Genomic DNA, 12,527 nt, shown 5'->3' with positions numbered 1-12,527 from the left:
GACTAAAATTTCAGATTAATACCAGTGTTGATCACCCGTTGGATCGGATAGGCCCCGATGCCCACTTCCGGATCAATAAAGTCGTACCCGGCGTGTGTAAACAGGTTTTGCGCGTTGGCAAATACTTTCACGCTGCCGAGGTGCAGGCGTTGCATCCACCGGTAAGGAAGATTGTAAGCCACGTGCAGGTTTTTAAGACGGAAGTAGCTGCCGTCACGCACCCAGAAGGAAGACATCGCCTTGTTATAATTGTAATTCGCATCTGCCGTAAGTCGCGGATAAGTGGCTGTAGCAGCGGTTTCAGGCGTCCAGCGACCGGTGATCTGCTCGTAGGCCTGTCCGTAAGTGAAGTTCACAAATTGGAAACCGGCTTCGGTAGCGAAGTTGGCCACATAGTTCATCCTGTTCTCCACGCCCTGCAACAGCATGCTGGCTTCTAAACCCTTCCAGGAAAAGCCGAGCGTAGCGCCATAATAAAAACGTGGTTTATTGGTACCGATCGGCGCTTCATCAAACTGATCGATCACACCGTCGCCGTTCAAATCCTTGTAGCGGATATCGCCGGGTAATGGTTTGTAACCTGCGATAACAGCGCTACCGCGCGCTTCTTCGGCGGATTGAAAAAATCCGTCCGCTATGTAACCGAACCACATGCCAACGGGCTGACCGGTGCGTTTGTTCCATTCATAATCGCGGCGCTGCTCGTCCATATAAATCGCTTCTGTGCGCTCCAGGCTACCGTTTGCCGTGATGAAGTAATTAAAATCGTTGATGCGTCCCTGGTAGGTGAGCGTTAACTCTCCGCCTTCATATAAATTGGTTCCGATATTTTCAGGGGGATAAGCCGCGCCGGATAAGGCGATGCTCTTGCCACGGATCTGCAACAGGTCCTCGTAGCGGTCGTGGTAATAGTCGGCGGTAATTTGCAGGCGGCCACCAAACAGCGATGCATCTACCCCCACGTCCAGTTTGCGGGCGTTCTCCCAGGAGATGTTAGGGTTCGCCAACGCATTTTCGCGGAAGCCGGGTGCAGGTGAACGTACCGTTCCCTGTTCGTAAATGCCGCCACCAACGCCATTGTCTTCGCTGAAGTCCTGGCGCCAGATGTAATATCCGGAGTTGTCGATACCATTGCCGGTATGACCGTAGGTACCCCTCAATTTCAACTGCTGCAGCCAGCCGGATGCCCCTTTCATGAATTGTTCGGCGGCAATATCCCAACCAGCGCCGGCCGCAAAGAAAGTACCCCATTGGCGATCAGGGCGGTAGCGATTGTACCCGCTCCTGTTCAACGCACCTTCGAGGAAGTAACGGCCACCATAGTTATAGGCGGCTTTACCGGAGATATTGGTAGATCGGCCAGGCAAGTCATAATTGTAAATCGTTTGACGCTGATCGGCCAGCACCATGGCATTAATTCCATGATCACCAAACTGCCGGTCGTAATTGAGCGACAACTGGCCAAACAGGTATTGTGCATTAAATACAGAGATGAAATTGTTACGTTGCGATACCGCTTGTCCGGCCCTGCCATACAGCGTATCGCCCTGCGTTACCACCATGCGGTACACCAGCTCGCGTTTACTACGATCGATCGCATTGGCCGACTGTATCGCAATGTTGCCGCTACCCTTCAGCGACAGGCCTTTGATCCAGCTACCGAGGTTATAACGAAGCGAGATGTTCGCCATCACGTCTTTACTGTTATCCTGTATATAGCCACTGTTAATCGTTTGCGACAAGAGGTTGTTATCCAGGTTGCTCGTACCGCCCAAGCTGCCGTTGATATTACGGACCGGGTAAGCGTTGTTAGGCAATGTGAGTAAGGTGTTTAGGATATTGGACATGCCTGCGCCAGGCTGTGTACCTTCCTGCAACCGGCCGAACAATTGCATGCCGATGCCCAGGTTCTCTGTCACATCCACGTCCAGGTCGGCGTTGATCAGGTAACGTTTCAACCGAGCGTTCGTGTTGTAGCTGGCACCTGGCGAGGAACGGAACATACCTTCCTGGTCGGTGTAGTTCAGCGAAACAGAGTAGCGGGCTACATTACCACCACCATTGATGTTGAGGTTATAGCGGGATAAAGGCGCGCTGCTGCGCAGGATTTCATCGTACCAGTTTACATCGGGGTGCGTATACGGACTGGTTTTATCGCGGAAAGCGAGGAAGTCGGCTTCTTTGTAAAGCGGTTCCTTGCCGTCGTTCATCAACGCTTCGTTCAGCAAGTAAGCATACTGCCAGGAAGGCAACGGCTTCGGCATTTTCAGCGATTCCTGTATGCCGGTTTGCGCCGTAAGCGACAATCTTGGTTTGCCTGCTTTGGCGCGTTTCGTGGTTACCAGCAACACGCCACGGGAGCTGCGCTGGCCGAGTAATACGGTAGATAATGCATCCTTTAACACCGATATCGATTCGATATTTTCAGGATCGATAGAGAACACATCGCGCTGTACGCCGTCGACGATAACTACAGGCGTTTGTCCGCGCAGGCTCAGCCCCATCTCCGTATTATCGCTCGGCTCACCGGCGCCGGATTTGGGAATGTTGCCGACAAAGATGTCGATATCGAAATTATCGGCAGTACCCGGCGAGCGAAAGCCGCTGGTTTGCTGGGTGTAAAGTCCAGCCAGGCGGCCTGGTAGTGCGTAGGCATATAACGTGGCCGGTGTGGTCGACAGCTGATTGGTGTATACCGTACCAACGGCACCCGTCAAACTTTTAGTCGCCGCTTCGCCATACAACACCGGGATAGTAGCCGGCGCGGGAATAAACGCATCCTCCATACGCAGCAGCAATGGCTGTTGATCTCGGATAGGGCGTTCGATCGTTTGGTAACCCTTGGCGATAACCACCACCGTGCCGGCCGTTGCGGCAAGTTTAAACTCACCGGCCGCATCTACCCGCGTCGTGTCAGGCTGGCCTTTAAGGTAAACCTGCGCACCGGTAACAGGCTGACCAAACTGGTCGGTCACCCGCCCGGTTAAGGCACCCGGTTGCTGTGCATAGGCCGATAGCGCGGGCAGGGCGATGGCAAGGGAAAAAATATATCGTTTGATGTAGTGATTAAACATCGTATCAATTTTTATAACGAGGGAATTACTGGCATTTGAATGTGAACACGAACGGACTGGCCGTATTGGCGTAACCCACCCTAATGCTACCCGTTGCATCTGTAAAGAAGTATTCGATTTTGCTGAGCGTTTTACCGTCCGGCACGCTGAAGAACGCGCGTGGCCAGATCGTTACCGCCGACCGTTTGCCGGTGAAAGGCCTGAGCAAAGAGGCAGGATTGGCGGTACAGGCGTCCAGCACTTGTCCGTCGGTGGTATAGGCTTTCGCACAACAGTAAATTTCAGACACCGCATCCAGTGGCGTTTGTACCACCTGCGGATCGAAACTAAGTGTGATGAGGTCATTATCCGTCGCCTGTCCTGGTATAGCCGCGCCGATCTGCGGGTTACAGAAGTCGATGATATCACCCGGACCACTTACCTCGAAGCAGCTTTTGAACTGGCATTTGTATACGTTGTTGGTACCAAATACATCGCTCAGGTTTTCGGAGCTGGTACCGAGGAAGTAACCGGTTTTAAAGCGCGTGCCATCTGCACCAGCTTTGGTCACGATCTTCACATCAATATTCTGTTTCACGCCCTGCGCTACATTGTAAGTTTGTTCCGTCCAGAACACCACCCACTCCAGATCATCCACCATGTAGTTGCCGCCCATGCCGAAGCGCGCTTTTAACGCGGCTGGCCAGGGCTGGCCTTTGTCTGCGATGACAGATGCAGGTACAGGCACCATTTTCCCGCTGCCGAAAGAAGTAGTCGTGTAAGTAATTGTTGAATTAGCAGTAGCTTCCCAACTTTTAGGGGCCAGGAAACCGATGATGAGCCGCACATTCGAGCGACCGCCGTCGGCCACGTCGATGCGGGTGCGCATCGTGAAAGTAAGGTCAGTTCCCGCCTGTGCCCCGGTGGGTTCATCTACCCCCTCCAGGAACACGCAACCGGCCATGAGGGCCAGTAAGAGCAGCAGCGCGTAAGCATATCTTTTCATAACGTAAATGCGGTTGTAGTGTTAGGGATGTACCTTTTCGAGCGTATACACGTAGGTGTTAGACTGGCAGCCCGGGCTGAACGTGAACACCAGGTTCCTTTTACCGTTCACTACGGGATAGGTAAAGCTGGAGCTGAGCGGCTGTGCTGCGCCATTTTCGCTAAAGCGGATGCGGAACGGGTACTTCGGATCATTCAGTTCATAGCCGCCGTTTTTCGTCACGACGAAAGGCATAGGATGCTCGATCGTATATTGCTGGTTAGTGCCGAAATTGATCCTGAATTGCGTAAAGTCGGCATAGGCAGTGATATCGACGCCATTGCGCACCGCTTTGGTGATGCGCCAGGCACCGGCAATGTCTTTAACAGACTCCTGCACCTGTATGTCCTGCTGTTCGCAGGCGGTAATCAGCAGCACCAGGAATAGTGCACAGGTCCGGACAACTTTCTGTAGAGGAAAGATCATAACGTATAGATTTACCAGGATGGATTTTGTTTCAGTTCGGGAGATTTAGCAGTTTCGCTTTGCGGGATGGCCCAGAAATACATGGCCGGGCGGAAATTATGCTTACGTACCGGGAACGTTGTGTAAGTCACCGTTGCGCCGTTACGTTTTACCTCCATGCCCGTCATCTGCCGGTTTTCGGTCTGGTCTGCAATTTTCCAGCGCCTAACGTCCCAGAAGCGGTGGCCTTCGAAAGCCAGTTCCACTCTCCTTTCGGCCTGAATGGCGGCCCTCATTTGCGGTTTTGTGAGATTGGCAGGCAGCTCGTATGGAAATAAGCCCGCACGTTTCCTGATCAGCGCCATGGCAGCATATACTTCTGAAACAGGGCCATCATATTCGTTGGTGGCCTCTGCGTAGTTCAGCAGCACTTCAGCATAACGCATCAGCGGAAAGCAACGGTCGGAACCGTGAATATTGTTAGCGGAGATGTTATCGTCGAGCATTTTACGGGTGTAGTAACCCGTAGGCGTACCGGCGCGAACAGCATCCTGGCTTACACCCCTGCCATCAGGCCCGAGATAAATATTTACCGGTTCGCGCAGACCGTTGTTCTGGATGAGCAGCGACTGATCGCGGATCACCGAATGTGCCAGCCTGGGATCGCGGTTCGTATAAGGTTGCGAAGGGTTATATCCTGATGCTGCATCCGTGATCGGCAAACCGTTTGCCATTACGAACGCATCTACGAATTCCTGGTAAGGAAATCCGCCCTCGGCGCCATCTCTTGAAGGTGGCTGCCAGGCTTTTTCCAGTTCGATATTACGGGCCTGCATACGGGCGAAAATGTACTCTTCGTTCACACGAAGCGTAAACAACTCGTAAAAGCCGTAACCCGGAGCGGTCGTATTATTTTCATGCAGCTTATAGGCCTTGCTGTCCATCACCGCAAAAGCCGCATCCTTCGCCAATTTCCAGCGTTCGTTGGAGGCGTCGGTGTAACCCGTAAGCGGATTGCCCTGTTCCACGTTACCACCATTAAACTGCTGGCTGGCTGCGTACAGCAACACCCGCGCTTTAAGCGCCAATGCTGCACCGCCGCTCGCGCGACCATACTCCTCGCGCAAACGCGTAAGCGGTAAGGCTGCTGCCACCGCGTCACACTCCGATACGATGTAATCCACACATTCCGCATAGGTGTTACGTACCCCGGGGACCTTACCTTTCAGGTCAAAAATGGCATCGCCGATTAACGGCACGCCACCATAGTGTTTCAGCAATATGGCATAATACCAGGCACGCAGAAAACGCGCCTCCGCCGTCATCACGTTACGGATGTGCGTCGGGATGGGGGCGCCATGCAGATTTTTCAGCAGCAGGTTTACCCGCCGGATGTTGAAATACGGTGTATTCCAGGCATCGGCACTGATGATCGCCGGGTTTACCGTACCGGTGGCGAACTGCACAGAGGTGGTAATGTTAGCTGCCCGTTGTGCTTCTGCTTCGTCGCTGGCAGCGTCGAGCCCACCATTCCCGAAACGGGTAGGATGTTCTGCAAAACCGACATCAACATAAATCTGGGTGAGAAAAGCGACCGTACGCGCACTATCGGAGAATACGGTTCTCTCATTCAGGTTGGTAGTTTCCGTTTCATCCAGGAAACTTTTTTTGTCGCAGGCATGCAGAAAGAGCATACCAACGCACAGGCATATAGGAATAGCGACCGTGGATCTGACTTTCATATCATTAACGTGGTGAATTTTTCGCTTTGGTGATAAAATGAACTGTTTTACCGGCGGACCAGTTTACGGACCCTTATAAGCTATGACACCTGTAAAAGTGGCTACCGCCATCCGCCGGAAAAGATTTTTTATTTAATTCCCCAGGACTTATTCGGCGTTGGCCCCATTTCCAGTTCCAGCTCGCCACCGGCCGCGATCGCAGCATGGTCGATGTAACTGTGTGCATACGGTTTGCCGTTCAGCCAGGCGCGCTGTATATACACGTTTACGCGGCTGTTGTGGCGGGTGCGTACCGTAAACTGACTGCCCTTTGCATAGGCAGGATCCAGGCCGAAGGTGATGCTGTTAAACACCGGGCTGGTAATTTCGTACCGCGGGCTACCGGGGCATACCGGGTGCAGTCCGCTGGCGGCCAGTACGTACCAGGCAGACATTTGCCCAACGTCCTCGTTGCCTACCAGTCCTTCCACGGCATTACGGTAGGCCCGGGCGCAGATCTCACGGGTGTAACGCTGCGTAAGCCAGGGTGCGCCGAGGCGGTTGAACAGGAACGGCACATGGTGCACCGGTTCATTGGCGTGGTTGTAATAGTCGTTCCACATCATATTTTCCGGCGTTTTATCGAAGAAGGTTGTCAGCTCCTGCAACACTTTATCCTTACCGCCGATCAGCTTCGTCATGCCCGGCACATCGTGCGGCACGAACCAGCCCTGCTGGTAAGGACTACTTTCAATCGTACCATATCCCTGGCGCATGCGGCCTTCTGCCGGCCAGGCCATCCAGCTGCCATCGTCCTCCCGCGGGCGGAACCAGCCTTTCTCTGCATCGAACACGTTGCGGTAATTGGCACTGCGGGCGGTATATAACTTTGCATCTGCACTTTTTCCCAAGGCTTTCGACAGCTGTCCCATACACCAGTCGAAATAGGCGTATTCGAGCGTGAGCGAAACACTCAGTCCGCCGGATGTATAACCTTTTGTGCCGTTGCCGAATTTCTCCACCGTATTCTTCGCATACGTGTATGCTTTGGCTATATCGAACTTGCGGATCCCTTTTACGTACGCATCTGCGATTACCGATACGGCGGGATTACCGATCATACAGCCACTATAGGCGTTTAGCAGCTCCCAGCGTTCGAGGTATTGGTTGCCCGTTTCATCCGCCAGTGTTACCAGTGAATTGATCATATCATTGACCAGTCCAGGATTAATGATTGTTTGTAACGGCATCTGGCTGCGGAATACATCCCACCCGCTGAAGATCGTGCGTTTGTTAAAGTTAGTGGGCTGATGCACTTTGCCATCACCACCGATGTAACGGCCATCAATATCCGAAAACTGGCGGGGATCGATCATGGTGTGATAGAGTGCGGTGTAGAAGACCGTCTTTTCTTCTTCCGAGCCGCCTTCGATATTCACTTTCGCCAGGGCTTTGTTCCAGGAGGTATGTGCTTCCTGTTTCACCCGCTCGAATGCCCAGTCGGCGATTTCCTTTTCCAGGTTGGCTTTGGCGCCGTCGATGCTTACGAATGAGATGCCTGCTTTTAACAGCACGGCCTCATTTTCGGTGGTCGCGAAATCTGTGTAAAAGCCCAGGTGTTTACCTTCGAAAGCTTTTACGCCGGGTATTACTTTTGCAGACGCCACTCTTTGCTGGTAGCGATCACTTTGCACCTCATCGCGTTTGCGCGTCCAGTCAGCTGGAATATCGGCGCTCCATACGCCATGTTTGGTAAACGGCTTGCTGAATTGAGCGTAGAAGTAGACCGTAAAGTTGGCCTTTCCATCCCCGTTGCCCCAGCCGCCGCCATCAGGCGTACACTTCATGTAGCCTGCAATGGTGCGATCGTCCAGTACCTTTATTTCCTGCCAGACAGATGTGCCTCCTACCCTGCGGGCCAGGTCGATCTGAATACGTGACTGCTGCCCGGCAGGGAACGTGAAGCGCATGATGCCGCTATGCGGGGCGGCGGTCATTTCGCCCAGGATGTTATGTTCTGTAAGCTTTACCCGGTAATAACCAGCGGATGCTTTTTCGGACGCCTTATCGTAGTTGGAGCGGTAGCCCTGCTCCGGATGTTTAGCGCTGCCGGCATGCGTTTGCAGCGGACCAGCGGAAGGCATCACCAGGAAATTACCCAGGTCGCCGAACCAGCCGATGCCGCTCATTTGCGTAAAGGCAAATCCTTCAATGCTGGTATGTTCGTAGCTGTAACCCGAGCCATTATCGCCGCCGGTAATTGTGTTCGGACTTAACTGCACCATGCCGAACGGCGTGGCTGCTCCCGGAAACGTTTTACCAAGACCGTGATAGATGCCGGCCGCACCTTCGCTGGTGCTGGCACCAATGAACGGGTTTACATAACCGGCAGGGTCCTGCGCTACGGCCGGGGCAACGGAAAGCGCGGCCGCCATGGTAAGGAGGTATGTTTTTTTCACGTACTATATTTTTACGATTTCCAGTTGGTGAGCAACCGGCTTGTTGACTTTGTAGATAAGATCAGTGATGGTCGCTATCTCCTGCTCCCAGAGGGCGCGCAGTTCTTTGTACATCGCCGTTTCATAATTTTCTTCGTGGTAGCGCAACATCCCGTCAGTTTTAGCGGCGAGGCGTACACTGTCCAGCGCGGCTGCATCATCCTGCTGGCGCATCTTCTTTTTATCGAAATAATTACCCTGCACCCAGAAATACCGGCGAAGGCGCGCTTCCACTTCTGCCCTGCGCAGGTTCAGCTGCATTACCGACATCGCCTGGTTGCGCTGCGGCGTTTCCAGTAAAGCCAGGTTGATGCCCTGCTCCCATTCCGCCGCCGGCCATACGCCCAACTGGCGACCATCGATCTTCAAAGCATAATTACCTTTCTCCAGACCCGCTACCCGCAGGATCTCGCGGTTAAAGTCTTCGGTGAAAGGAATCCATTGCAGTGCATCTGCCTGCCGCTGCGGATTGCCCCATATACGTGCAACGGTATCGATGGGATAAGGCAGTGACTGCGCGAGGTATTGCAGGCGGATGTTTGTGGGTGTGGCCTGTAACCCTTGCACGCTACAGTTTTCCGTACGGCTCGATTTCTTTTTGGCATCGATCGCGACTACCGCCACCGGTTTGCCCGCCAGTCCCTGCGACTTTAGAAATTCAGCTGCCATCACGAGGTGGCCTGCATTGCCGGGATGAATGCGATCGCCACCGATCAGTGTGAAAGTGGAGTCTTGCTGTTGCAGCTTCACGTTGAGGGCGGTCATCGGGCGGTAGAGATCAGCGAAATCCCAACCGTTTTTGCGGGCGGCGGCTTCCTGGAACTTCACCACTTCCGCCAGGGCGGCCTGTTTACCACGGAACACCGCACCACCGATTTTCGCCGTTTCGTCGTAGGGTGGCGACGACATTAATATCTTTCGCAAAGCCGGCATCTGCAACAATCGCTGTTCTACCAGTTTGTAACTGGCTTCGGAAGCGGCGATACGCTGTTTGGCGCGTTCGGCGGCGTTGTCTTCGTTAAACTCGAAGTAACCCGTATCATTCATACCAAACGTAAGCACCATCACATTGGGCTTTTTGGCGAGGATGTCGTAGTCGAGCCGGCGGTAAATATCCGAGGCCTTATCGCCGCCAATGCCACCATTCATGATCACCAGGCGCTGGCCGGGGAAGTGCGTCATGTAATAGAGGTAGATGTACGACACGTAAGCGCCGGCTTCGGTGATGCTGTTGCCGACAAAGATGACACGGTCGTTTTGTTGAAAGGGCTTCACCTGCGCCTGCGATTGCAACGCTGCTACGCACAGGCTAAGGGAACAGATCCATTTTTTCATGTCGTGGTATTTATGGTTTAACCTTTACGTTTTTTAGCCGAAGCGTGCGAATACCAAATGGTGGCGCGGAGAAACGGATGGAGCTTAGTCCATTGCGTTTTGTTACGTTCAGTGGTTGTTGTCTTTTGCCGTCGAGTTCTTCCAGCATGGCGGCGCTCATCGAGCCATTGAAGCTGAGCTGCTGATCTTTTCCGGCGGATGTATTGTATAAGCGGATGAGCAGATCGTTGCCATCGATCAGCATCGTGGTCACCTGCCAGCCTGGTTGTTTAAGCGATAGCAGGCTGAAGGCTTCTGCATCCGCAGCAGGAATTACTTTCAGCGGTTCGCACCAGCGCACTTCCTCGTTCGAGATGCCCGCCATTCGCCAGTTGCCCGTATGCGGCACCAGCGCGTACTTCACCGACGTCGCACCCTCTACCTTATAATCCCTGCCCCACAAGGCGCGGCCGGCATATTGCAGGGTGAGTCCGGGCGGATAGTGCTGACCGTGCACATAACTGGTGGTATGATCGCTGAAAATCGCCATGCCGGCTTTGCTCCCAGCATCGGTGATATCTATCCAGTGCAGGATGATATTATTTTTGATACTGTCCCAGCGGTTGAAGAACGTGCCGGACAGGCGGCTTTTCGTCACATCGAAGGGTGCATCTTTCGTTACCTGCTGACCTTCCAGTTGTAACGGGAACAGCACCTGCAGTTTGAAGCTATCATTATAGAACGCCTTATTACGTTCTTCTGCTACATAGTTCGTTTCCTGCGAATAAGCGCCGATACGCGGTTGGCCCTGCGAATCAATGTCTACCTGCATATCGATGCGCGGCTCTCCGTTGGCGAGGGTGATCCGCTGCGTAAAAGGATGCTGCGCGAAATGACCTTTTATTTCCAGGCTGATGCGACCGCCGTCCTCTTCCACTTTTACGGTAGCGGTGGAATCCATGCTCGAACACCACATTCCGCGTTCGTAATCGAACCCACGCAGTTCATTGAAGCCTCGCGCATTGCGCGTATCGACCAGTTGCCTTTCGCGGACAATCAAACTGGTGATGACCCCGCCGCGTTTCGGATCGACTTCCAATTCATACAGATCGGTGCGTACTTTATATCGTGTGGCGGTTGATAGCTGTTTAGCCGGCGCATCTTCCAGGTGATAAGTCTGAAAGCCCATCGCAGGCACGGCGGCCCTAAACCAAAGTGTACCGCACGCGCCGCGCGAAGTCTGCACTTCCTGGCCATTAGCGTCTTTTATGCGCACGGGCTTCCGTGTTACGAAGGGCACCCATTCGTTACGGGGGAATGCGGCGGTATTCACGACACGCAGGAAAGGTTTTGGCGTACCGGCCGTGATGCTATTGGCCACGCTGTCTGTTAAACCAGTCCACTGTGCTACTTTCTCCGCCCACGTGGCTTTGCGGGCGACGTGGTTGTAGGGAACAATCCAGCAATCGTGGTGTTGGGCGAGTAACAGGGCCGTCCAGGCGGTATCGAGCGCCTGCTGCGGCCAGGGCGTACCTTCCAACAGGTATTGCAAAGCGGCATATTTTTCGGCCGAAACGATGTTATTCTCCGCCCGGCGCACTTGTTGGGCGAGACGTTGCAGCACCTGTGCGCCCCATACGAGACTTACCTGTATATCTTCCTGTGACAATGGCCAAACAGTCGCCTTCTTCCGGTTGGCGATGCCCATGTATTCGCGCCAGGTAACGTAGTTGGCGCGCTGCTGTAACCAGGGACCATTACGCCAGCCGGCATCCTGCAAACACATGCCAACGGGGTTGGTAATACCTGCGGCCTTTGCGGAGGTGATATAAGCGGGACTATTATTCCAGGCAGTAGTCTGCCAGGTTGAATTGTTTACCAGCCCTTCGGTTGCGTATCGCGGAACGGTAAGTATACGGCTGCCATCCGGCCCCTGCCAATGCACAAGTTCACCGCCGAACGCGCGGGTGTATCCGCCCCAACAGGTATTAGGATTTTTGAGCGAGGCATAACGGAATCCGAAGGAGAGTAACACCTGCGGCAGGCCGCTCGTAAAGCAAGGCTCCTCCGAGGAATAAGTATCAAACCGTATTCCCGGAAAATGGGTTTCCAGTTTCTTCATCCCGTAGCTCAGTTGCCGGATCATACTTTCGCCGGAAATGTTGAACATGTAGGCTTGTCCATACGCGGGGTTCACATACTCAATACGCCCCTTCGCTGACTGATCGGCGAAAAGTTTCCTGAAAGCCTCGTATGCCGCCGGTTCGCGAAGGCGCACGGTATCCCAGGTTTCCGGTTCAATTTCCAAAGCGATCTTCCAGTCGGGATGTTCCTGCAACTGCCGCACCATGAACTGCGTGTAGCCCGGTGGGTAGTGACCATAGATCCCTCCATGATAACCATCTACAAAGTAATGTTGCTGGGCATGGGAAGCCCCGGCCAGCAGGGTGCTTAACACCGCCAGCCAAAAAGTCACACGTTTCATATCGTC

The 12,527-nt window shown here is 53.7% G+C and carries 7 protein-coding genes; all 7 read right to left on the bottom strand.

Going from position 1 to position 12,527, the window contains the following annotated elements:
* Positions 1-2: 2 nt before the first annotated feature.
* The 7 genes from MKQ68_RS04980 to MKQ68_RS04950 all read right to left on the bottom strand — a co-directional run bounded on the left by MKQ68_RS04980 (position 3) and on the right by MKQ68_RS04950 (position 12,521).
* Positions 3-3,074, bottom strand: a complete 3,072-nt coding sequence (locus MKQ68_RS04980; protein ID WP_264282326.1) for a SusC/RagA family TonB-linked outer membrane protein — start codon at positions 3,072-3,074, stop codon at positions 3-5.
* 25 nt (positions 3,075-3,099) lie between these two features.
* Complete coding sequence (locus tag MKQ68_RS04975; RefSeq protein ID WP_244841263.1) at positions 3,100-4,059, bottom strand: DUF4961 domain-containing protein; 960 nt, start codon at positions 4,057-4,059, stop codon at positions 3,100-3,102.
* Positions 4,060-4,080: 21 nt separating this feature from the next.
* Entirely contained in the window at positions 4,081-4,524 is a 444-nt protein-coding gene (locus MKQ68_RS04970) for a DUF5004 domain-containing protein (protein ID WP_264282325.1), read from the bottom strand.
* Between the two features lie 11 nt (positions 4,525-4,535).
* Positions 4,536-6,245, bottom strand: a complete 1,710-nt coding sequence (locus MKQ68_RS04965; RefSeq protein ID WP_264282324.1) for a RagB/SusD family nutrient uptake outer membrane protein — start codon at positions 6,243-6,245, stop codon at positions 4,536-4,538.
* A 128-nt stretch (positions 6,246-6,373) separates the two neighbouring features.
* A complete protein-coding gene (locus MKQ68_RS04960) occupies positions 6,374-8,683 on the bottom strand; it encodes a GH92 family glycosyl hydrolase (protein WP_264282323.1) in 2,310 nt (769 codons plus the stop codon).
* Between the two features lie 3 nt (positions 8,684-8,686).
* Positions 8,687-10,057 carry an SGNH/GDSL hydrolase family protein gene (locus MKQ68_RS04955; protein WP_264282322.1) on the bottom strand — a complete coding sequence of 457 codons (1,371 nt, stop codon included), beginning with the start codon at positions 10,055-10,057 and terminating at the stop codon, positions 8,687-8,689.
* A 10-nt stretch (positions 10,058-10,067) separates the two neighbouring features.
* On the bottom strand, positions 10,068-12,521 hold the full coding sequence (locus MKQ68_RS04950) for a glycoside hydrolase family 38 C-terminal domain-containing protein (RefSeq protein WP_264282321.1): 2,454 nt from the start codon (positions 12,519-12,521) through the stop codon (positions 10,068-10,070).
* Between the last annotated feature and the right edge of the window lie 6 nt (positions 12,522-12,527).

Source organism: Chitinophaga horti, from assembly GCF_022867795.2.
GTDB lineage: Bacteria > Bacteroidota > Bacteroidia > Chitinophagales > Chitinophagaceae > Chitinophaga > Chitinophaga horti.
Note: the sequence above shows the minus strand (reverse complement) of the source record. Positions and strands in the feature narration are given on the sequence as shown.

What these genes read in the sequence shown, in the direction of transcription:
- MKQ68_RS04975 (WP_244841263.1), bottom strand. Translation starts at nt 4,059, where the DNA reads ATGAAAAGATATGCTTACGCGCTGCTGCTCTTACTGGCCCTCATGGCC.
- MKQ68_RS04950 (WP_264282321.1), bottom strand. Translation starts at nt 12,521, where the DNA reads ATGAAACGTGTGACTTTTTGGCTGGCGGTGTTAAGCACCCTGCTGGCC.
- MKQ68_RS04970 (WP_264282325.1), bottom strand. Translation starts at nt 4,524, where the DNA reads ATGATCTTTCCTCTACAGAAAGTTGTCCGGACCTGTGCACTATTCCTG.
- MKQ68_RS04965 (WP_264282324.1), bottom strand. Translation starts at nt 6,245, where the DNA reads ATGAAAGTCAGATCCACGGTCGCTATTCCTATATGCCTGTGCGTTGGT.
- MKQ68_RS04955 (WP_264282322.1), bottom strand. Translation starts at nt 10,057, where the DNA reads ATGAAAAAATGGATCTGTTCCCTTAGCCTGTGCGTAGCAGCGTTGCAA.
- MKQ68_RS04980 (WP_264282326.1), bottom strand. Translation starts at nt 3,074, where the DNA reads ATGTTTAATCACTACATCAAACGATATATTTTTTCCCTTGCCATCGCC.